Origin of the sequence: Phycicoccus sp. DTK01, from assembly GCF_017312765.1 — a bacterium.
In the GTDB taxonomy this organism is placed as follows: Bacteria; Actinomycetota; Actinomycetes; order Actinomycetales; family Dermatophilaceae; genus Phycicoccus; species Phycicoccus jejuensis.
In genome coordinates, this window is sequence record NZ_BOPU01000001.1 from 205,029 (window position 1) to 224,943 (window position 19,915).

A 19,915-nucleotide genomic window follows, 5' to 3' on the forward strand; every position below is an offset into this window, starting at 1 on the left:
CTCGGGATCGGTGGCGACCGGCGTCGCCATGAGTGGTGTGCACTCAAGTTTACGCAGCGGTGATTGCTCAGGCAAGGGTTCGCGAGGACAGCCGGGCGGCGTTCGCGCCCGCGCGCATCGGCGTGCGTAGGGTCGGCAGGGACCCGACGAGAGGACGACGGCGTGGCGTACTTCCACCGGCTGGACGAGCACACCTTCCGCGCGAGCGAGCACACCGGCGGCGCGTGGCGCGAGGACGAGCAGCACATCTCGCCGGCCCTCGGCCTCCTCGCCCACGTCGTCGAGCGCGACCGAGACGCGCGCCGCGACGACGGGCTCGTGCTCTCGCGCCTCTGCTACGACATCCTCGGGACGGTCCCGGTCGCCGAGGTGGCCACCGAGGTGCGCGTCGTCCGGCCCGGACGGACCATCGAGCTCGTCGAGGCGAGCCTCTCGCACGCCGGCCGTCCGGTCGCACTGCTGCGGGCCTGGCTCATGGCGGAGCGCGACACGGCCGCCGTCGCCGGGACCGCGTTGCCCGGCATCCCCGGACCCGACGAGCTCGAGGCCTGGGCGCCGGGTGAGACGTGGCCCGGTGGCTTCATCGGTGGTGTCGAGGTGCGCCGCCACCTCGAGGAGCCGGGCCGCGGGTGGTTCTGGGTGCGGACGCCGGTGCCGCTCGTCGAGGGCGAGCCGGTCGGTGCCACGGCGCGGGTCGCCGGCCTGCTCGACATCGCCAACGGGATGACGGTCCGTGCCGACCCGCGCGAGGTGCACTACCCGAACATCGACCTCACGGCGCACCTGCTGCGTGAGCCCGTGGGGGAGTGGCTCGGCGTCGATGCATCGATCACGTTCGGCGACAACGGCATCGGGCTGACGAGCAGCCGGCTGCACGATGCGAACGGCCCGCTCGGGTCGCTCGCGCAGTGCGTCACCGTGCGCCCCCGCTGACCGGGGGGAGTCGATCCGCCAGCCGGTCGACGCCAGCGCCGCGCAGGTCGCGCAGCGCGTCGCGCCGGCCGGCCATCGCCATGAGCACGGCCTCGCCGGGGCCACGGACCTCGGGACCGCGACCGTGGGTCCATCCGACGTCCTCGGCGACGAGGCGCATGCCGCGGGCCCGCCAGGCTCCTCGCAGCGGTGGCGCCGTCAGCGCGAACGACAGGGCGGGCAGGAGCCGTTCGGCCGGCACCGCCCGAGGCCGTCCCACGGCACGTCGGATGTCCTGGTGGTGGATGACGCCGTCGGTGATGCCCACCCGACCGCCGAACAGGGCCGCCGGGCCGGTCGGGTCGAGATGGTCCGCCAGCCGCCGGACGAGCTCCTCGGGGGTCCGGCCGGCGAGCTCGCGGACCCCGACCGCGTTCATCCGGTCGGGCACGAACCGGCCGCGCACCGCCAGGTCGAGCATCTGGCGCGGGGTGCGCCCCTCGTAGGCGACGAGGTGGGCGACGACGTCCCGGACCCGCCATCCCGCGCACAGGGACGGGGTCTCCCACTCCTCGGGGGACAGCTCGCGCAGGAGGGCCAGGAGGTCGCGTCGCTCGGCGGCGACGAGGTCGACGGTGCTCATCGACCCAGCCTGCCCGACCGGGTCGCGCGATGCCGCGGACGTCACCCGCCGTGGCATCATGACATCTGAGCGGACGATCAGATGTGAGGAGAGACGTGGACGAGACGGACGAGATGGCCCGGGCCTTTCGGCTGCTCGGTGACCCGACGCGGGTCCGGCTGCTGCTGGCGCTGCACGACGCGGGGGAGCTGTGCGTGCACGACCTCGCCGAGGCGACCCGGACGGCGGAGTCGACGGCGAGCCAGGCGCTGCGCCTGCTCCGGGCCTCGGGCGTCGTCGTCGGCCGGAGGCAGGGGCGCCACGTCCACTACTCGCTCTCCGACGACCACGTCCGCACCCTGCTCGGCGTCGCGCGCGACCACGCCCGGCACGGCGCCGCGGCGGCCACCGCGTGAGCGGCTCGCACGTCCACGGTGGTCACGCCGGCGGGCGGCACCGCTGGCGGCTGGCGGTCGCGTTCGGCCTCGTCGCGGCGTTCTTCGTCGTCGAGCTGCTCGCCGGCCTCGCGTCGGGATCGCTGGCCCTCCTCTCGGACGCCGGCCACATGGCGGCCGACGTGGTCACGCTCGGTGCGGCGCTCGTCGCCACCCGGGTCGCGACGCGCCCGGACACGACCGGGCGGCGCACGTACGGCTCCTACCGGGCCGAGGTGTTCGCGTCGGGTTTCGCGGTGCTCGTCATGGTCGGGGTGTCGGTCTACGTCGTCGTCGAGGCCCTGCGCCGCCTTGGCTCCGAGCCGGAGGTGGCCTCCGGGACGATGGTGCTCGTCGGGGCGATCGGGCTCGTGGTCAACCTCGTCTCCCTCGCCCTCCTGCGCGGCGGGGCGGCCGAGAGCCTCAACGTGCGGGGCGCCTACCTCGAGGTCCTCGCCGACGCCGCCGGGTCCGTCGGGGTCATCGTGGCGGCGCTGCTAGTGGGTGCAACCGGTAACCCGTTGTGGGACACCGTGGTCGCGCTGGCCATCGGGGTGTTCGTCCTCGTCCGCGCCGTGCACCTGGGGCGCGAGGTGCTGGCCGTGCTCGGCCAGCACGCCCCGGCCGGGGTCGACCCCGAGGCAGTACGGACGGCGCTCGAGGAGGTCGACGGCGTCGTCGAGGTGCACGATCTGCACCTGTGGACGCTCACGTCCGGGATGGACGTCGCCACCGCGCACCTCGTGAGCGACGAGGCGGGGGAGGCGGTGCTGGAGCGGGCCGCCGGTGTGCTGCGCGAGCGGTTCGGGATCGCGCACGCGACGGTGCAGGTCGAGTCGCCCGGCGCCGCGGCCTGCCACGGGACGGACTGGTGACGTCGCCTCCGGAGGGCGTCCCGGTCGTCGTCCTCGCGGGCGGGTCGTCACGGCGCTTCGGGTCCGACAAGCTCGCGGCGCCCCTCGGTGGGTCGAGCGTGCTCGAGCGGGCGGTGGCGGGCATCCCGTCCGGGTGGCCGGTCGTCCTCGTCGGTCCTCCGCGCCCCTTGGCCCGTCCGGGAGCCCGATGGGTGCGCGAGGACCCGCCCGGCGGCGGTCCGCTGGCCGCGGTGCTCACGGGTCTCGCGGCGTGCGACGGCGGCGTGGTCGCCGTGCTCGCCGGCGACATGCCGGCCGGTGGGGTGGTGCTGCGGTCGCTCGTCGCCGCGCTCGGTACGGATGAGACGGTGGGCGCCGCCGTCGCCGAGGACGACGACGGCCGGGTCACGCCGCTGCTCGGCGTCTACCGGCGCTCGTCGTTGGCCCACCTCGGGCTCGGCACCGGCCACGGCGGCCGGGCGATGGCGCTGCTCGACGCCGGCTACGTCGCCGTGCGCGTCGGGGCGGCCGCGGCGCGCGACGTCGACACGCCGCAGGCACTGGCCGCCGCGGAGGCCGAGGCCGATTTGGGGGCCGCTGGAGCGTCCGCGATCCACGCTGGGGACCGGCCACCCGGCTAACGGCCCTCGAGCATCCCGACGACGGGCGCGAGGACGTCGACCGCGTCGGCGCCGATGACGACATTGCTGGCCTCGAGCTCCTCCCGTCGGCGCAGCAGCTCCTCGGCGGCGACGGACGACCCCGCGCTCACCGGGCGGCGGGGACGAGCTCGCGCAGACCGGGCAGGACCTGCTCGGTGAAGGTGCGCAGGAACCGCTCCTGGTCGTGGCCGGGGCCGTGGACGACGAGGTGGTCGAACCCGAGGTCGGTGTAGAACCGCATCGTCTCGACGACCTCCTCGGGGCGCGAGGCGACGATCCAGCGCTTGGCCACCTGCTCGATCGGCAGCTCGTCGGCGGCGCGCTCCATCTCCTCCGGGGAGTGGATGGAGTGCTTCTGCTCGGCCGAGAGCGACAGCGGCGCCCAGAACCGGCAGTTCTCCAGCGCCTTCTCCGGGTCGGGGTCGTAGGAGACCTTGACCTCGATCATCCGGTCGATCTCGGCGTGGTCGCGCCCGGCCTTGTCCATCCCCTCGTCGACCGAGGGCACGAGCTGGTCGCGGTAGAGCTCCTCGCCCTTGCCGGAGGTGCAGATGAACCCGTCGCCGTGCCGGCCGGCGTACCGGGCGACCATCGGGCCCCCGGCGGCGATGTAGACCGGCACGGGGGTGTCGGGGCGGTCGTATATGGCGGCGTCCTCGGTGCGGTAGTACTCGCCCTCGAAGGTCACCCGCGGCTCGGTCCACAGCTGCCGCATCAGCGTGACGGCCTCGCGCAGCCGCCCGAAGCGCTCCTTGAACTCGGGCCACTCGCCCTCGGCGACCGACCCGACGGCGATCTCGTTGAGGGCCTCGCCGGTGCCGACGCCGAGCATCACGCGCCCCGGCGCGAGGCAGGCCAGCGTCGCGAAGGTCTGCGCGACGACCGGCGGGTTGTAGCGGAAGGTCGGCGTCATCACCGAGGTCCCGACCATGACCCGCTCGGTGCGCGCCAGCACCCACGACATCCACGCGAGCGAGTTCGGGGCGTGCCCGCCCTCGAGCCGCCAGGGCTGGAAGTGGTCCGAGATGGTCACCGAGTCCAGCCCGAGCTCCTCGGCCAGCACCGCGTACCCCGCGAGCTCACCCGGCGCGAACTGCTCCGCCGACGCCTTGTACCCGACCCTGAGCATGGAACCGTCCTCGATGTTCGCTGGTGATGGACTCGGTCGGCCGTGGCGGCCAGACCGCTAGCTACCGCGTGGTGATCCCACCGTCGACGAAGAGGCAGGTCCCGGTGATGAAGGACGCCTCGTCAGACGCGAGGAAGGCGACGGCGTCGGCGACCTCCTCAGGTCTGCCGAGACGGTTCAGAACGCTCTGTGCGGCGAGCTCGGCCCTGCGTCTGTCGTCGGCGGCAGCCCGAAGGAGTGGCGTGTCGATGAACCCCGGTGCGACGGCGTTGACCCGGACGCCGTGGCGACCTGCGTCGATGGCCGCGGTCCGCGTGACCCCGAGCACCCCGTGCTTGGAGGCCACGTACCCGACCGTGTCCGGGAAGCCGACCGCTCCGAGGAACGAGGCCATGTTGACGATCGATCCGCCGCCGACACCGGTCATGTAGGCGAGCTCGGCTCTCAGGCAATGGAACACGCCGGTGAGGTTGACGTCGATGACTTCGCGCCAATGACCGAGGTCGTGCTCGTGGGTCGGTGCGTGCCGGCTACGGATGCCGGCGTTGTTGACGGCGACATCGAGCCGCCCGTGGGTCGAGATCGTGTGGTCGACGAGGGACGAGACGGCCCGCTCGTCGGTGACGTCCGTTCGGACGAACTCGGCTCTCGCGCCGCCGGCGGTCAGCTCGCCAGCGATCGCCCGGCCTCCCTCGACGTCGAGGTCGGCGACGACCACCATGGCCCCGCGGCCGGCGAGGGTCCGCGCGACCGCGGCCCCGATGCCGGAGGCGGCGCCGGTGACCACCGCCACCTGTCCGGTGAACCGCGACCGAAGGGCGGGCTCCTGAGCGAGCGCAGTCGGTGAGGTCACGGCTGCCCGCCGTCAACGACGAGGAGGGACCCGGTCGTGTAGGACGAGGCGTCGCTCGCCAGGTACAGGGCGGTGCCGACGATCTCGTCGGGATCGCCACCGCGGCCCAGCGCGAAGGCGGCCGAGCGACGGGCGAAGACCTCCGGGTCCCACGATCGGCTGACGTCGCTGAGGAAGGTCCCGGCCACGATGGCGTTGACGCGTACCGAGGGCCCGTAGGCGAAGGCCATGCCTTGTGTGAGGGCGTTGAGCCCGGCCTTCGCGGCCGCGTACGGGAGGATGTGGGGGCGCGGGTGCATCGACCCCGCGCTCGAGATGTTGATGATCGAGCCGCCGGACCCGGCGGTCATCCGTTCGGCGACGAGCGCCGACAGCCGGAACGGCCCCTTGAGGTTGACGGCGACCACCTTGTCGAAGAGCTCCTCGCTCACTGAGGTCGGCGAGTCGTAGAGCGGAGACATGCCGGCGTTGTTGACGAGCACGTCGATCGCCGGGAACTCCTCGTAGCAGCGCTCGACGAGGGTCTCTAGAGACGCCCATCGCCCGACGTGCGCGCCGACTCCGAGGACGCGCCGCCCGCTCTCGGCGGCGAGGACCCTCGCCGCACGCTCGCACGCGGCCTCGTCGCGGCTGGCGATGACGACGTCGGCGCCCGCGTGGGCGAAGCCGCGGGCCATGGCGTACCCCAGGCCGCGGCTTCCGCCGGTCACGAGGGCGACCCGGCCGGTGAGGTCGAAGAGCGAGGTGTCCATGAGATGCCTTCCTATTCAGTCGTATCATACGCATGGAAGCGCGACATCGTGTCGACCGGCCGGGGAAGTGCTGCGCCGCTACTATTGGCCGGATCATTCGCATGAATACAAGGGGACCGGCATGACGAGCACAGCACGCAAGAGGCCGCAGAAGGTGGCCATGCTCGTGGCCCAGCAGATCATGAGCGACGTCTCACGGACGGGCGTGCGTGCCGGCGACCGCCTGCCGCCCGAGCGGGTGATGCTGGAGACGTACGAGATCGGGCGCGGGACGCTGCGCGAGGCGCTGCGCATCCTCGAGTTCCAAGGGGCCATCGCGCTGCGCTCAGGCCCCGGCGGCGGACCGATCCTGCTCGACCCCGACGCCTCCCACCTCGGCAGCAGCCTCCTCCTCCTCATGCAGATGCGGGGCGCGCCCTACCGGACGGTCGTGGAGGTGCGCCAGGGGATCGAGCCGTTCACCAGCCGACTGGCCGCCGAGCGGATCGAGGGAGGCGACCTCGACCGGCTGAAGAGCACGATCGAGCGCATGCGGGACGCTGGGGCCGACGGCGCCGACTTCTTCGACGCCAACGCCGAGTTCCACGACGTCATCGCCTGGGCCTCCGGCAACGTGCTCCTGGGATACTTCACCGAGTCGCTTCAGGGGATCATGGACGGCACGGCCATGGGCATCGAGTATCCCGAGCACCGGCGCAAGGCGATCATCGTGGCGCACGAGCAGATCTACGAGGCGCTGGCGGCCGGTGACCCGGACGCCGCCGAGCAGCACATGACCGCCCACATGGACGCTTACGCGAGCTTGGCCAAGCGGCGCTTTCCCGAGCTGCTGGAGCGCAAGATCCTCTGGGAGCAGGGCAACCGGTAGCGGTCGCCGCCAGGCCCTACCGCGGCGCCATCCGGATCGCCCCGTCGAGGCGGATCGTCTCGCCGTTGACCATCGGGTTCCGGATGAGAGCGGCAGCCATGTCGGCGTACTCCTCGGGGCGCCCGAGACGGCTCGGGTGGGGGATGCCCGCAGCGAGCCGGTCCTTCACCTCGTCCGACAACCGGGCGAGGATCGGCGTGTCGAAGACGCCAGGTGCGATCGTGACGACCCGGACCTGCGCACGGGCGAGGTCGCGTGCCGCGAGCAGGGTCAGCCCGACGATGCCCGCCTTCGAGGCCGCGTAGCCGGCCTGCCCCACCTGGCCCTCCCAGGCCGCCACGGAGGAGGTGAGCACGCACACCCCGCGTTCGCCGTCGACCGGCGCGGTGACGGTCATGGCGGCCGCCGCGACGGAGAGGACGGTGAAGGTCCCGACGAGGTTCACCCGGACGATCTCGGCGAACACCTCACGATCGCCCGGGCTGCCGTCCCGCTCGACGACCCGGCTCAGGCCCCCGCGGCCCGCGCAGTGCACGAGCGCCCGCAGCGGCGCCTGCTCCGAGGCCACGGTCACCGCCTCGGTCACTGCGTCGGCGTCGGCCACGTCGGCCGGGGCGAAGGAGAACCCGCGCGCCCGGGCGACCGCCTCGCCGTCCGAGGTCGGCAGGTCGAGGATGGTGACGCGTGCGCCGTCGGCGTGCAGGCGCTCCGCCGTGGCCAGTCCGAGGCCGGAGGCTCCACCGGTGACGAGGGCGGCGGTGTTCGTGACGTCCATGGGGTCTCTCCTCAGGTCCAGCGTTCGATGATCGTGGCGTTGGCCATCCCGCCGGCCTCGCACATGGTCTGAAGTCCGTAGCGGCCGCCCGAGCGCTCGAGCTGACCGAGCAGGCTCGTCATGAGGCGGGCGCCGGAGGCCCCGAGCGGGTGTCCGAGCGCGATGGCTCCACCACGCGGGTTGACCTTCTCGAGCGGGGCGCCGAGCGCCCTCGCCCACGCCAGGGGCACCGAGGCGAAGGCCTCGTTGACCTCGAAGGCCGAGATGTCGTCGAGGCCGAGACCGTGCCGGTGCAGAACCTTACGAGTGGCCGGGACCGGCGCCGTGAGCATGAGCACGGGGTCGTCGGCGACGACCGACCCGACGAGGACCCGGGCGCGCGGACGCAGCCCCAGCGCGCGCGCCCGGTCCAGGCTCATGACGAGGACCGCCGCCGCGCCGTCGGTGAGCTGCGAGGAGTTTCCCGCGGTGACCTTCCAGTCGACGTCCGGGTACGTGTCGGTCCACGGCTCTCGCTCGAAGGCGGGGGAGAGGGCGGCCAGGGACGCCGGGGTCGTGGTCGGCCGGATGGTCTCGTCGGCGGAGACGATGGACCCGTCCGGGCGCTCGACCGGCACGATCTCGTCGTCGAAACCACCGGTCGACTGCTCCCGGGCAGCGAGCTCGTGGGAGCGCGCGGCGTACTCGTCCAGCTCGGCCCGGCTGAGGCCGCTCTGCTGCGCGACGAGCTCGGCGGCGACCCCCTGGGGTGGCTGCACCGGGTAGCGGGAGCGCACTCGGGGACCCCGGGGGTCCTGTCCGGCGGCGGCCGAGCCCATCGGTACGTGGCTCATCGCCTCGAGACCGCCGGCGACGACGACCTCGGCGGCCCCGGAGAGGACCGCCTGAACCGCGAAGTCGATCGCCTGCTGACCCGAGCCGCACTTGCGCTCGATCGTCGTGGACGGGACGTGCTCGGGGAACCCGGCCGCCAGCCAGGCCTGCCGGCCCGGAGTGGAGGACTGAGGGCCGGCCTGGCTGACGCAGCCGATCATCACGTCGTCGACGATGCCGGGGTCGATGCCCGTGCGGTCGACGAGGGAGGCGATGACGGTGGCCAGCAGGTCGACCGGGTGCACCTCGGTGAAAGCGCTCCCCGGCTTGACACGACCCATCGGGGTGCGTCGGGCGTCGACGATGACGGCGTCGGGCATGTGTTCCTCGTCTCTCCGGCAGGCTTATGGTAGTAATGATATACATGAATACGAGCCGAGCGCAGCACTGAGTGCGCCGGAGCGCACCGACCGCCAACCCGAGGGTGAGCCATGAGCGACTTCCAGTTCTCCGACGACGAGCGCGCCCTGCAGCAGGTGGCGGCCGAGGTGGCGCGGGAGGTGTACGCCCCTCTTGCCGACGACCTCGAGGAGCGGCACGAGCCGCTGCCGGAGCAGGAGGTGGCACGTCTGGCCGACCTGGGGTTCCTTGGGATCTGCATCCCGGAGGAGTTCGGGGGCGCGGGGGCGCCGCTGACCGACGCGCTCATCGTCGTCGAGGAGCTCGCCAAGGTCTGCCGGCCGGCGGCCTTCCAGGTCTTCGAGGCCAACGTGGGGCCGGCGCGCGTCCTGGAGTTCTTCGGCACCCCCGAGCAGCAGCAGGCCTTCCTCCCCTTGGTGCCGACCGGTGCCATGACGATGGCGATCGGCATCTCGGAACCGGACGCCGGGTCGGCGGCGACGGACATGCGGACTTCGGCGCGGATCGAGGGTGACGAGGTCGTGATCCGTGGCACGAAGCGCTGGATCAGCAACGGTGGCCACGCCACCCACTACCTCGTCTACTGCCGCTTCGACGACGTCCCGGGTGCCAAGGGCATCGGCGCCGTCGTCGTCCCGGCAGACGCACCGGGCCTGACCTACGGGGCGAGGGAGCGGCTCATGGGGTGGAAAGGCATTCCCTCCGCCGACCTGTACCTCGACGACGTCCGCGTGCCCCTGGACAACCTCGCCGTCCCGGCCGGGGGCTTCCGTGACCTCTTCGGGGTGTTCTCGATAGAGCGTCTCGGCAACTCGACGATGTCGCTCGCCTTGGGCCAGGCGGCCCTGGACAAGGCGACCGCCTACGTCCAGGAACGAAAGGCCTTCGGCCGCACCATTGTGGAGTTCCAGAGCGTGCAGCAGACGCTTGCGGACATGAAGCTCCAGGTCGACGCCGCCCGCCTGCTCATCCGGCGGGCCGCCGTCAACGCCGGGACGGGGCTGCCCGATACGCTCGAGGTGAGCCTGGCCAAGTGTTTCGCCAACGAGATGGGCAAGAAGGTGACCGACTGGGGCATGCAGCTCTTCGGCGGCAACGGCTATACCGTGGAGTACGGCATGGAGCGGCTGCACCGCGACGCACACGGGTGGGCGATCGCCGGCGGCACGCCGGCGATCCAGCGCACGCGCATCGCCTCCGAGCTCGTGGGGCGCGGGTTCTCCCAGCGCCCCGAGTCGGCGGTCCGCGCATGACGCCGGACCTCGACCCCGCCCACCTGGAGCTGCTCGAGCGGGCCGAGGGCCTGGGGCGCGAGCTGCTGCCCCAGGCCGCGGAGGCCGACGAGGCCGACCGTTTCGACGCGGGCATCCGGGCGGCGCTGGCGAGCAGCGGCCTGGTGGCGTACACGGTGCCCGGCGCCTTCGGCGGTGCGCTGCCCGGCGTGGACCCCGTGTCCGTCGCGCTCGTCCGAGAGGCCCTGGCGGGACACAGCGCACACGCTGACTCCATGTTCGCCATGCAGGGGATCGGGTCCTTCGCCCTGGCGCTCGGGGGGTCCGACGCTGTCCGCGACGCGTGGCTGACCCGGGTGGCGACGCTCGACGCGGTGGCGGCCCTCGCCCTGACCGAGCCCGATGTGGGATCCGACCTACGGGCCCTGTCGACCAGCCTGACCGTCGACGGTGACGAGCTCGTCGTCGACGGCTCCAAGTCCTTCATCACCAACGCGCCGGACGCCGACTTCTTCTGCGTTCTCGCGCGCGAGGCGGACGGGCTCTCGCTCGTCTTTGTCCCCGCCGATCTCCCCGGCGTCACGGTGACCCAGCCACACCAGGTCATCTCGCCCCACGTACTCGGCGACGTCGTCTTCGACCACGTGCGCGTCCCGCTCGACCACCGTATCGGGGCGCCCGGCGAGGGCTTCGGGCTCGTGCTTCGCACCCTCGGGACGTTCCGGGTCAGCGTCGGCGCCGCCGGCGTGGGCATCGCGAGGGCCGCCCTGGCGGAGGCCCTCGGCTACGCGTCCGAGCGGGCGATCTTCGGGACCACCCTGGCCCGGCTCGGCAGCGTCCCGGGCAGCCTCGCCCGCTGCTGGGTCGAGATCGAGGCCTCCCGCTCGCTCGTCCACCGCGCCGCCTCGGCCGCGGCGCGGGACCCGCTGGCGGCGCTGTCGCTGTCGTCGATGGCCAAGGTCTCAGGGTCCGAGACCGCCGGCGCGGTCACCGACCGCTGCGTCCAGGTGATGGGCCGCTTCGGGATCGTCCGGGGGAGCCGCATCGAGCGCCTGTATCGCGCGGCCCGACCCGGCCGGATCTACGAGGGCTCGACCGAGGTCATCCTGGACTCGCTCGCGAAGCAGCTGCTGCGCGAGGGGGCGCCGTGATCGTCGACGCCCACTGTCACGTCTGGCCCGACCGCATCGCCCCTCAGGTGCTCGCGCACCGACCGGCAGGCCTTGACCCGGTCGGGGACGGCACGCTCGACGGTCTGCGTCGGGTGATGGACGAGGACGGCGTGGACATGGCCTGCACGCTCGCCATCGCCAACGAGGCGCGCCACGTCGCCCGCACCAACGAGTTCATCGGCGGGGTGGACCGGGATCGCTTCGTCCCGTTCGGGACGGTGCACACGGGCCTGTCCGTCGAGGAGAACCTGTCGCTGCTCGACGCCAACGGCATCCGGGCAGTGAAGTTCCACCCGAACTTCCAGGGGATGTCCTTGGCGGACCCGGCCGTCATCGACCTCTTCAGGGCGCTGGCCGAGCGTTCTGTCGTCGTCCTCGCGCACGTCGGCGAGGGGAGCGACGCGGCGGCCAGCGCCCGGGGTGCCAGCGAGCACGTGCGCACCGTGACCGAGCAGGTGCCCGACCTGACGTTCGTGGCGTGCCACTTCGGCGGGTACCACACGTGGGCCGGAGTCCTCTCTGCCGCAACGGGTTCCGGCGCCTACCTCGAGACGTCGTGGCCACCCAGCCTTGACGGGCTCGAGCCGAAGGAGGTCTCCGACGTCATCCGTCGGCACGGTCAGGGCCGGGTCGTCTTCGGCTCCGACTGGCCGATGGCGCGACCGGGCCGCGAGCTGGCGGCCCTGCGCGACCTCGGCCTAGAGGAGGACGCGCTCACGCAGGTCACCGGAGGGACGCTCGCAGACCTCCTCGGACTCACGCCGTCGGAGCGGAAGACCCCGAGGGCCGGATCACCGGCTTGATCTCCGCGCCGGTGCGGGCCGCTCGAAGCGCGTCGGTGGCCCGCTCCAGCGGGTAGGTCGCGCCCGAGAACATCTGCTGCCAGTCGACCACGTCGGCGGCGCGCTCCATGAAGGTTAGGGCCCGAGCGTAGGTGCCGATGTCGCCCCCGAGGACGCCGTGGACCGAGAGGCCCTTCCCCGCGACGAGCCCCGCCCGGACCTCGGTGGTTGCTGACCCCAAGGTGCCGACGACCGCGTAGTGGGCGCCCCGGCCGGCCAGCTGCAGCCCTTCGGCGAAGGCCCCCGGGGCGCCCGACATCTCGAGCACCGTGCCCGGTCCGTCCGGGACGAGGTCGCGCACGATGTCGAGCCGTTCGGCGGGGTCCGGGTGCTCCAGCACCGAGACGGTGTCGGTGGCCCCCCACGCACGCGCGACCTCAAGGCGCTCCTGTGGACCGCCGACGACGACGAGGCGCGCGGGGCGGTGCCAAGCGGCGAGCGCCGTGGCGAACAGGCCGAGCGGCCCGCTGCCCTGCACGAGGACGACGTCGTCGTGGGTGACGGCGGGCAGCCGCTCGAAGGCCGCGACGGCCGTGCGCAGGGCGCAGCTGGCAGCACTCGCAGCCTCCCCGGTGAGCGGGTCCGGCACCCGGAGGCGTCCGGCGCCGGGCCACACGTAGGTGTGTCGGGCGAAACCCCCGACGACGTGGGGAGCGACACGGGCGGGATGGAACATGCCGATCCGACGGTTCGGGCACAGGGTGGGCTGGCGCTGAACGGTGCACGACCGGCACTGCCCGCACGCCGCGTGCTCCCAGACGAGCCGGTCACCCACGCCCAGCGGTCGCCCCAGGGAGTCGCGGGCGTCCGGCTCGGCGGTGGCCACGACCCGACCCACGATCTCGTGGCCGAGGACCAGGGGGAGCTCGGCAGCGTCCGGTGAGGCAAAGGCCCCTTGCCACGTGTGGACGTCGCTGCCGCAGACGGTGGTGGTGTCCACCTCGACGAGCACCGAGCCGGGCTCGAGGGTGGGCAGCGGCAGGGTGGCCCTCTCGAGGTCTCGGCCGTAGCCGGTCAGCAAAGCCGCATCGGTCGTCGCCGGGATCGTCATTCATGCATACTATAGGCATTGATAGGTCGAGCGAGGGAGGACGCGGTGCTGCACCCGGTGCTGAGGCGGGCCTCGGAGGCGGCGAGCGAGGCCGGTGTACCGCCCTTCCGAGAGATGGGGGTCGCGGGGGCGCGGGACCGCGCGGCGGCGATGGCCCCTCCACCTCTCGACGACGAGGCCGTGAAAGTGAGCGACCTGGTCATCGCGGGGGTGGACGTCCGCGAGTACACGCCGGTCGACCGCGAGACCGACCTCGTCGTCGTCTACGCGCACAGTGGCGGATGGGTTCTCGGAAGCCTCGAGACGGCGGACGCGCTCGTGCGTCGGCTCTCCTCTCTCAGTGGAGCGAAGTACGTGTCGGTGGGGTACCGCCTCGCCCCCGAGCATCCCCACCCGGCGGCGCTCGATGACCTCGAGGCGGTCCTGCTGGCAACCCCCGGGCCCGTCGTGCTGCACGGGGACAGCGCCGGCGGGAACCTCTGTGCGGTCCTCGCCCAACGGCACCCCGGCCGCGTGCGCGGACAGATTCTTGTGTACCCGGTCACCGACTGGGACCCTTCGCGCCCCTCGCACCGGGAAGCCTCGCCTCATGGTTTCCTCGACGCCGCCGACATGTCCTGGTTCTGGGAGCTCTACGCACCCGACCCCGCGGTGAGGACGGGGCCGGGCTGCGCCCCACTCCGCCACATAGGTCCGAACCCGGTTCCCGCACTCGTCGTGACGGCCGGCGTCGACCCCCTGCGCGACGAGGGAGTGGCCTACGCGAGCGCCCTGCGCGACGCCGGGGGAGACGTGGTGCACCACCACCTCGAGGACTGCGCCCACGGCTTCCTCTCCATGCTCGGCCGGCTGGACCGCGCCGACGACACGACCGCCCTCATCGCCTCATGGGTCGCGGACCTCGACACACAAGGAGACTGACATGGCGAACCCCCCTCTGGTCGAGCTCTTCTCGCTGCACGGGAGAAGTGCGGTGGTGACGGGCGGCGGCGCCGGGATCGGACGTGCCATCGTGCTGCGCCTCGCCGAGGCGGGGGCGTCGGTGGTGGTCGGCGACGTGGACCTCGACGCGGCCGGGTCGGTCGTCGAGGAGGTGGTCGCGGCCGGGGGAGCGGCCGTGGCGGTCCACGCCGACGTGACGAGCGCGGAGGACCTCGCAGCCCTCGCCGACGCGGCGCAGCAGCGCCACGCGCCGGTGGACGTGTGGGTCAACAACGCCGGGATCTACCCCCTGCTCGACCCGGTGGACGTGACCGCCGAGGACGTCGAGCGGGTGCTGCGGGTCAACGTGCTCGGCACCCAGCTGGGGATGGGCGAGGCCGTCCGCCGGATGACCGGCCGAGGTGGCGTGGTCGTCAACGTCGCGTCGACGGCCGCCTTCCGGGGTGCCGGACCCTACAGCGCGAGCAAGTGGGCGGTGCGCGGGCTCACGCAGGGCATCGCGACGGAAGCCGGACGGCGTGGCGTGCGCGTCGTCGCGGTGGCACCCTCGGTCACGGATACACCAGGCATGTCCACGTTCCGGGAGTCCTCGGGCAGCGACTTCGTGGCCGACGTCGTCGGCCGCAACCCCCTCGGCCGGATGGGCACCCCGGACGACGTGGCCCGAGCTGTCGTGTACCTGGCCAGCGACGCCGCATCCTTCGTCACCGGGCACACGCTGGTCGTGGACGGTGGATCGACGGCCGTCCTGTGAGCGGCGTCCTCGACGGTCACGTAGCGCTGGTCACCGGAGCGGGGCGAGGCATCGGGGAGGCGTGCGCGGCAGCCTTGGCCGCAGCTGGAGCCACCGTGGCTGTCGTGGACCGCGACCTCGCGGCAGCCGAGGAGGTCGCCACGCGACTGGGCGGGCAGGCGAGCGCATGGCGCTGCGACGTGGCTGACCCGGACGAGGTCGACCGTGTCATCCGCGGGATCGCCGCGGAGCACGGGCGGCTGAACGTCGCGGTGAACAACGCGGGCATCGGCCTGCCGCCCCGGCCGACGGTCGACATCACCCCCCAGGACTGGCGACGCGTCATGGCGGTGAACCTCGACGGCACCTTCTACTGCCTGGGCAGCGAGATCCGGGCCATGACCGGCGGCTCCATCGTCAACATGGCGTCCGTGCTCGGTCAGGTCGCCTCACAGCGCGGGTCGGCCGCCTACACGGCATCCAAGCACGGGGTCATCGGCCTGACGCGCGCCGCCGCCGTCGAGAACGCGCAGCGCGGGCTGCGCGTGAACGCGGTGTGTCCGGGCTACGTCGCCACCCCGCTCCTCGCCGAGATGGACGAGGGAGTGACGGCCGAGCGCAAGCGGCTGACGCCCATGGGCCGCCTCGGCACCCCGGAGGAAGTGGCCGAGCTCGTCGTGTGGCTCGCGAGCCCGGCCTCGAGCTTCGTCACCGGAGCGTGCTACACGGTCGACGGCGGCTACCTCGCCGTGTAAAACCGTTGACTCCCGGCATATGATGATTATGATTAGTACCCATAGCCTCCGAGCGTGGTCGGTGGGCCGAGTCGTCAAGGGAGACGCCATGGGAAGCCTCAGAGTTGTTGCCGTACCGATCGCGGTCGCCGCCGGTCTCCTCCTCGCGGGATGCGGCGAGCCAGTGACCGGAGGGGGCGGCTCGGCGGGGACCCTGGCCACCGGTGGGTGGGACAGCGTCGTCAAGGCCGCGGACCAGGAGGGGACGGCCACCGTCTACTCGATCCTGGTGCCGGCGGTCAACGACCGGATCGAGAAGGGGTTCGAGGCCAAGTACCCGGACATCGACCTGCAGATCGTCCGTGTCCTCGGGACGGAGATCGACGCCAAGCTCAACGCCGAGCGCGACACCAAGGCGCCGACGGCCGACCTCGTGATCAACGCCAACTACGACTCGATGCTCAAGTGGGCCAAGGCAGGCGACCTGTTCGACGCCCAGGGCCCCAACGCGACCGACGAGCAGTGGAAGTCGGCGAATGGCCTCATCGACGGCAAGATTCAGATGACCGCGGTCACCGGCATCGTCATGGCGTGGAACACCGACATCGTCAAGGACCCGCCGAAGACCCTCACCGACTTCCTCGACCCCCGCTTCAAGGGACAGATCGGCGTTCCCGACAACAACAACCTGCCCCTCGCGAGCTTCTGGTCCTTCCTCAAAGACCAGGAGCCCGACTACTGGGACAAGCTCGTCGCGCAGCAGCCCAAGGTCTACCCCAGTGCCGTCCCGCTGCAGGAGGCGCTGGTCTCCGGCGAGATCGGCGTGACCTTCTACTCGGTCCCGGCCATCCTCAAGCCGGTCATGGCGCAGGGCGCCCCGGTGGACATGGCCGTCCCGACGCCGATGTGGGGACCTCAGACGCTCTCCTACATGCCGAAGTGGAACTCTGCTCACCCGAACGCCGCGCAGGTCCTCTTCGACTGGCTCGGGTCGGCCGACGGGCAGACGGCCGTGGGGACGGACAACGTCAGCGTCCTTGACGTCCCCGGCACTCTGCAGTCCTTCAAGGACACCAAGGTGGTGGACTTCGACACGCAGCTCGACCCCAGCTGGGTGGACGCCGAGCAGGCGGACTGGCGCAAGGTCTTCGGCCGCTGAGGTGAGCACCATGGGAGGTGACGACGCGTGACGACCATCGACAGCCAAGCCCCGGCGAGGGCCGGGACGGGCGCTACGGCTCCGGAGCGCCTCCGCCTGGGCCGATCCCGGGGTCGCGGCCCGACGAGTCGACGGTTGGCCCGCCTCTGGCCGTGGCTCATCCTCGCGGTCCTCGCCTACCTCGTCCTGACCCCCCTGGTGATGCTCCAGGTCACGGCTCTCGGCGGGGGCGCGAGCGGCTACCAGCGCGCCCTCGCCACGCCGGGGCTGTCCCGCATCCTGCTGATGACGGTGGCGCTGGCTGTCGGGTCGGTGCTCATCGCCCTGGTCAGCGGAGTGACGCTGGCCTGGATGTCCACCCGACTCCCACGCCGGCTCGAGTGGCTCTCGGTGCTGCCGCTGCTGATGATCGTCCTACCGCCGGTCTCCACCGTCATCGGCTGGGCGATGCTCCTGGCGCCCCGGTCGGGCGTGGTCAACCAGTGGCTGCGGATGTTGCCGTGGTGGCAGCCGGCTCCCGGCACCATCGCCTCCGGACCGATCGACGTCTACTCCGCCCCGTGGATCATCATCATCACCGGGCTGAGCATCACCTCGTTCGTCTACGTCTTCCTGCGCGCCGGACTGATGAACATCGGCAACGACGTCATCGAGGCCTCGCGGGTGTCGGGGGCGGGGTCCTTCCGCACCTTCGTCAGCGTCGTGCTGCCGCTCGTGCGGCCCTCCTTGGTCTACGGCACGGCGGTGGCGCTGCTCCTGGGGCTCGGCCAGTTCACTGCACCCCTGCTCCTGGGGACGCAGCGCAACATCGACGTGCTCTCGACCCGGGTGTACCGGTTCGCGGGGATGCCGCCCACCGACTACGCCGCCGCGGCCGCGATCGCGACACCGCTGCTGGTCGTCGGTCTGCTCGCGGTCGTCGTCCAGCGCGCCTCCCTCGCCAACGGCCAACGGTTCGTGTCGGACGCCGGCGGCAAGGGGACGGGGCGTCAGGGATCGACCTCGATCACGGCGGCCGTCGTCATCGCGGTGTTCTCGGTGGTCAGCGTCGCGCTGCCGCTCGCGGCCCTGGTCGCGGCGTCGCTGTCGCCGTTCTGGACCGGGCAGCTGCGCCCGAGCCTGTGGACGCTGGCCAACTTCGAACGGGTCTTCCAGGACTCCCAGCTGGTCAACGGCATGCAGACCAGCCTCATCACCTCGACCACCGCCGTGGCCATCGCGATTCCGCTCGGCTACCTGGTGACGGAGATCGTGCACCGTCGGCGGGGAGGTCGCTTCGTGCGAGGGGGCGCCGACCTGCTCGTCGGTCTTCCGCTCGGTGTGCCGGCGGTCGTGTTCGGCGCCGGGTTCCTCTTCACCTACACCCGACCCCCGCTCGTGCTGTACGGCACGAACTGGGTGCTCATCCTCGTGTACGTCACCTTGATGCTGCCGTACACCGTGCGCCTGCAGATGGCGGCGAGGATGTCGCTCGGAGACTCCTACGAGGCGGCCGCCCGCGTGAGCGGGGCGGGGGTCCTGCGGACCCACCTCGGCATCATCCTGCCGATGATGCGCGGCGCCATCGGTGGCGCGGCCGCCCTGATGTTCGTCCTGCTCTCCCACGAGTTCACGGCCTCGCTCCTCGTCCGCTCCACGCGGACGCAGGTCCTGGGGACCGTGCTCTACGACTACTGGACCAACACGTCCTATCCGCTCGTCGCGGCCATCGCGCTCGTCATGTTCGGGATCACCGCCGTCGGCGTCGTCCTGGCCGTGCTGGTCGGCGGCCGATCCAACACCGTCGAAAGGCTGTGACACCCATGGGGAACTACGTCATCGAAGGGCTGCGGAAGACCTTCGGCCGAGGTGAGGGCGCCTTCACGGCGATCGACGGGATCGACCTGGTCATCGAGCCGGGGGAGATGCTCGTCCTACTCGGGCCGAGCGGGTGCGGGAAGACGACGACGCTGCGGTGCCTCGCGGGGCTCGAGAGCGGGGACGAGGGGCGGATCGACTTCGCTGGCCGCACCGTGTTCGACGCGGCCAAGGGCACGGACGTGCCTCCGGAGAAGCGCGACGTCGGCATGGTCTTCCAGTCGTACGCGCTCTGGCCGCACAAGACGGTGGAGCAGAACATCGCCTACCCCCTCAAGGTGCGTCGGCTCCGGCAGGCGCTCTCCGAGGGATGGGTTCAGCGCGCGGCGGAGCTCGTCGACTGCTCGACGCTGCTCTCCCGCTACCCGGCGCAGCTCTCCGGCGGTCAGCAGCAGCGTGTCGCCCTGGCTCGCGGTCTGGTGGCCCGTCCCGACCTCGTGCTGTTCGACGAGCCGCTGTCCAATCTCGACGCACTGCTGCGCTCGAGGGTGCGCAACGACCTGCACGAGCTGCACCAGAGCCTGGGCTTCACGAGCGTGTACGTCACCCACGATCAGTCGGAGGCATTCGCCCTCGGTGACCGGTTGGCCGTCATGCGCAGCGGTGCGGTGGAGCAGGTGGGCACGGCGGCCGACGTGTACGAGCGTCCTGCCACGGACTACACGGCCAACTTCGTCGGCATGACCAACCACGTCGACTTCGAGCGGACGCCCGACGGGTGGACGGTGCTGGGCGGCGAGGACCTGTCGGCGCTCGAGCTGCCGCTCTCCCGGGACCGGTCGGTTGCCCGGCTGAGGTTCCGGTCGGTGGACGCCGCCGTCGTCACCGAGAATGCCGCGGTCGCCGGCATCCGCCTGCGTGGTCGGGTCAGGGACCGAATCTACACCGGGCACGGCTACGAGCTCGCCGTCGACCTGGGGTCGCGGCGCGTCACGATCGTGGTGCCGACGGAGGTCGCCGCCACCTTGCACCGGGACTCCCCGGTGGTCCTCGAGGTCTCGGCCGCGCGCAGTCGGTGGTACGAGCCCGACGCCGCCGCTCTGGCGACGCGCGAGGTGTCGACCGGCGGGCGGAGCCTGGCGTCGACGGGTACCTGAGC

22 protein-coding genes are annotated in these 19,915 nt (G+C 72.1%); 14 read left to right on the forward strand and 8 right to left on the reverse strand.

Going from position 1 to position 19,915, the window contains the following annotated elements; all coding sequences use genetic code 11:
• Positions 1-162: 162 nt before the first annotated feature.
• Positions 163-933 (forward strand): thioesterase family protein, encoded by a 771-nt coding sequence (locus tag J3473_RS00865; protein ID WP_207021526.1) that lies wholly within the window; start codon positions 163-165, stop codon positions 931-933.
• Here the strand turns inward: J3473_RS00865 and J3473_RS00870 are convergent.
• Complete coding sequence (locus J3473_RS00870; RefSeq protein WP_207021527.1) at positions 914-1,555, reverse strand: maleylpyruvate isomerase family mycothiol-dependent enzyme; 642 nt, start codon at positions 1,553-1,555, stop codon at positions 914-916. The two genes, J3473_RS00865 and J3473_RS00870, sit on opposite strands and share 20 nt — an antisense overlap.
• Positions 1,556-1,650: 95 nt before the next feature.
• Between J3473_RS00870 and J3473_RS00875 the strand changes: the two genes are divergently transcribed.
• Genes J3473_RS00875 through J3473_RS00885 form a run of 3 tightly spaced genes read left to right on the forward strand, consistent with a single transcriptional unit; the run spans position 1,651 to position 3,463 of the window.
• Positions 1,651-1,950 carry a helix-turn-helix transcriptional regulator gene (locus J3473_RS00875; protein ID WP_306790171.1) on the forward strand — a complete coding sequence of 100 codons (300 nt, stop codon included), beginning with the start codon at positions 1,651-1,653 and terminating at the stop codon, positions 1,948-1,950.
• Positions 1,947-2,843, forward strand: a complete 897-nt coding sequence (locus tag J3473_RS00880) for a cation diffusion facilitator family transporter (protein ID WP_207021528.1) — start codon at positions 1,947-1,949, stop codon at positions 2,841-2,843. Before J3473_RS00875 ends, J3473_RS00880 begins: the two co-directional genes overlap by 4 nt.
• On the forward strand, positions 2,840-3,463 hold the full coding sequence (locus tag J3473_RS00885) for a molybdenum cofactor guanylyltransferase (RefSeq protein WP_207021529.1): 624 nt from the start codon (positions 2,840-2,842) through the stop codon (positions 3,461-3,463). The genes J3473_RS00880 and J3473_RS00885 overlap by 4 nt, the downstream gene beginning before the upstream one ends.
• On the opposite strand, the gene J3473_RS19640 is transcribed toward J3473_RS00885, so the two are convergent.
• The 4 genes from J3473_RS19640 to J3473_RS00900 all read right to left on the reverse strand — a co-directional run bounded on the left by J3473_RS19640 (position 3,460) and on the right by J3473_RS00900 (position 6,218).
• Entirely contained in the window at positions 3,460-3,594 is a 135-nt protein-coding gene (locus tag J3473_RS19640) for a hypothetical protein (RefSeq protein ID WP_256437911.1), read from the reverse strand. The genes J3473_RS00885 and J3473_RS19640 overlap by 4 nt on opposite strands.
• Positions 3,591-4,613, reverse strand: a complete 1,023-nt coding sequence (gene fgd / locus J3473_RS00890; RefSeq protein ID WP_207021530.1) for a glucose-6-phosphate dehydrogenase (coenzyme-F420) — start codon at positions 4,611-4,613, stop codon at positions 3,591-3,593. Before fgd ends, J3473_RS19640 begins: the two co-directional genes overlap by 4 nt.
• Before the next feature lie 61 nt (positions 4,614-4,674).
• Positions 4,675-5,466, reverse strand: a complete 792-nt coding sequence (locus tag J3473_RS00895; protein WP_207021531.1) for an SDR family NAD(P)-dependent oxidoreductase — start codon at positions 5,464-5,466, stop codon at positions 4,675-4,677.
• Positions 5,463-6,218, reverse strand: a complete 756-nt coding sequence (locus tag J3473_RS00900; RefSeq protein WP_207021532.1) for an SDR family NAD(P)-dependent oxidoreductase — start codon at positions 6,216-6,218, stop codon at positions 5,463-5,465. The genes J3473_RS00895 and J3473_RS00900 overlap by 4 nt, the downstream gene beginning before the upstream one ends.
• A gap of 121 nt (positions 6,219-6,339) precedes the next feature.
• Here J3473_RS00900 and J3473_RS00905 point away from each other — a divergent pair, with 121 nt between their 5' ends.
• A complete protein-coding gene (locus tag J3473_RS00905; RefSeq protein WP_207021533.1) occupies positions 6,340-7,086 on the forward strand; it encodes a FadR/GntR family transcriptional regulator in 747 nt (248 codons plus the stop codon).
• A gap of 16 nt (positions 7,087-7,102) precedes the next feature.
• On the opposite strand, the gene J3473_RS00910 is transcribed toward J3473_RS00905, so the two are convergent.
• Positions 7,103-7,861 (reverse strand): SDR family NAD(P)-dependent oxidoreductase, encoded by a 759-nt coding sequence (locus J3473_RS00910; RefSeq protein WP_207021534.1) that lies wholly within the window; start codon positions 7,859-7,861, stop codon positions 7,103-7,105.
• Positions 7,862-7,872: 11 nt separating this feature from the next.
• Positions 7,873-9,054 (reverse strand): thiolase family protein, encoded by a 1,182-nt coding sequence (locus tag J3473_RS00915; protein ID WP_207021535.1) that lies wholly within the window; start codon positions 9,052-9,054, stop codon positions 7,873-7,875.
• A 111-nt stretch (positions 9,055-9,165) separates the two neighbouring features.
• Between J3473_RS00915 and J3473_RS00920 the strand changes: the two genes are divergently transcribed.
• Genes J3473_RS00920 through J3473_RS00930 form a run of 3 tightly spaced genes read left to right on the forward strand, consistent with a single transcriptional unit; the run spans position 9,166 to position 12,301 of the window.
• Entirely contained in the window at positions 9,166-10,347 is a 1,182-nt protein-coding gene (locus tag J3473_RS00920) for an acyl-CoA dehydrogenase family protein (RefSeq protein WP_207021536.1), read from the forward strand.
• On the forward strand, positions 10,344-11,477 hold the full coding sequence (locus J3473_RS00925) for an acyl-CoA dehydrogenase family protein (RefSeq protein ID WP_207021537.1): 1,134 nt from the start codon (positions 10,344-10,346) through the stop codon (positions 11,475-11,477). Before J3473_RS00920 ends, J3473_RS00925 begins: the two co-directional genes overlap by 4 nt.
• The gene (locus J3473_RS00930) at positions 11,474-12,301 is read left to right on the forward strand and encodes an amidohydrolase family protein (protein WP_207021538.1); all 828 of its coding nucleotides are present in this window, start codon (positions 11,474-11,476) and stop codon (positions 12,299-12,301) included. Before J3473_RS00925 ends, J3473_RS00930 begins: the two co-directional genes overlap by 4 nt.
• On the opposite strand, the gene J3473_RS00935 is transcribed toward J3473_RS00930, so the two are convergent.
• Entirely contained in the window at positions 12,255-13,391 is a 1,137-nt protein-coding gene (locus J3473_RS00935; RefSeq protein ID WP_207021539.1) for an alcohol dehydrogenase catalytic domain-containing protein, read from the reverse strand. The two genes, J3473_RS00930 and J3473_RS00935, sit on opposite strands and share 47 nt — an antisense overlap.
• Before the next feature lie 186 nt (positions 13,392-13,577).
• Between J3473_RS00935 and J3473_RS00940 the strand changes: the two genes are divergently transcribed.
• The 6 genes from J3473_RS00940 (at position 13,578) to J3473_RS00965 (ending at position 19,913) form a co-directional block, all read left to right on the forward strand.
• Positions 13,578-14,312, forward strand: a complete 735-nt coding sequence (locus tag J3473_RS00940; RefSeq protein ID WP_207021540.1) for an alpha/beta hydrolase — start codon at positions 13,578-13,580, stop codon at positions 14,310-14,312.
• A 1-nt stretch (position 14,313) separates the two neighbouring features.
• On the forward strand, positions 14,314-15,087 hold the full coding sequence (locus J3473_RS00945; protein WP_207021541.1) for an SDR family NAD(P)-dependent oxidoreductase: 774 nt from the start codon (positions 14,314-14,316) through the stop codon (positions 15,085-15,087).
• Positions 15,084-15,821, forward strand: coding sequence for an SDR family NAD(P)-dependent oxidoreductase (locus J3473_RS00950; RefSeq protein WP_207021542.1), 738 nt, complete (start codon positions 15,084-15,086; stop codon positions 15,819-15,821). The genes J3473_RS00945 and J3473_RS00950 overlap by 4 nt, the downstream gene beginning before the upstream one ends.
• 88 nt (positions 15,822-15,909) lie before the next feature.
• Complete coding sequence (locus J3473_RS00955) at positions 15,910-16,959, forward strand: ABC transporter substrate-binding protein (protein WP_207021543.1); 1,050 nt, start codon at positions 15,910-15,912, stop codon at positions 16,957-16,959.
• Between the two features lie 135 nt (positions 16,960-17,094).
• Positions 17,095-18,756 (forward strand): iron ABC transporter permease, encoded by a 1,662-nt coding sequence (locus tag J3473_RS00960; protein ID WP_207021544.1) that lies wholly within the window; start codon positions 17,095-17,097, stop codon positions 18,754-18,756.
• Positions 18,757-18,761: 5 nt separating this feature from the next.
• The gene (locus J3473_RS00965; RefSeq protein ID WP_207021545.1) at positions 18,762-19,913 is read left to right on the forward strand and encodes an ABC transporter ATP-binding protein; all 1,152 of its coding nucleotides are present in this window, start codon (positions 18,762-18,764) and stop codon (positions 19,911-19,913) included.
• The last annotated feature ends 2 nt before the right edge of the window (positions 19,914-19,915 follow it).

Coding starts and splice junctions, on each gene's coding strand:
- J3473_RS00935 (WP_207021539.1), bottom strand. CDS start 13,391: ATGACGATCCCGGCGACGACCGATGCGGCTTTGCTGACCGGCTACGGC.
- J3473_RS00900 (WP_207021532.1), bottom strand. CDS start 6,218: ATGGACACCTCGCTCTTCGACCTCACCGGCCGGGTCGCCCTCGTGACC.
- J3473_RS00925 (WP_207021537.1), top strand. CDS start 10,344: ATGACGCCGGACCTCGACCCCGCCCACCTGGAGCTGCTCGAGCGGGCC.
- J3473_RS00955 (WP_207021543.1), top strand. CDS start 15,910: ATGGGAAGCCTCAGAGTTGTTGCCGTACCGATCGCGGTCGCCGCCGGT.
- J3473_RS00910 (WP_207021534.1), bottom strand. CDS start 7,861: ATGGACGTCACGAACACCGCCGCCCTCGTCACCGGTGGAGCCTCCGGC.
- J3473_RS00870 (WP_207021527.1), bottom strand. CDS start 1,555: ATGAGCACCGTCGACCTCGTCGCCGCCGAGCGACGCGACCTCCTGGCC.
- J3473_RS00965 (WP_207021545.1), top strand. CDS start 18,762: ATGGGGAACTACGTCATCGAAGGGCTGCGGAAGACCTTCGGCCGAGGT.
- J3473_RS00945 (WP_207021541.1), top strand. CDS start 14,314: ATGGCGAACCCCCCTCTGGTCGAGCTCTTCTCGCTGCACGGGAGAAGT.
- fgd (WP_207021530.1), bottom strand. CDS start 4,613: ATGCTCAGGGTCGGGTACAAGGCGTCGGCGGAGCAGTTCGCGCCGGGT.
- J3473_RS00915 (WP_207021535.1), bottom strand. CDS start 9,054: ATGCCCGACGCCGTCATCGTCGACGCCCGACGCACCCCGATGGGTCGT.
- J3473_RS00920 (WP_207021536.1), top strand. CDS start 9,166: ATGAGCGACTTCCAGTTCTCCGACGACGAGCGCGCCCTGCAGCAGGTG.
- J3473_RS00905 (WP_207021533.1), top strand. CDS start 6,340: ATGACGAGCACAGCACGCAAGAGGCCGCAGAAGGTGGCCATGCTCGTG.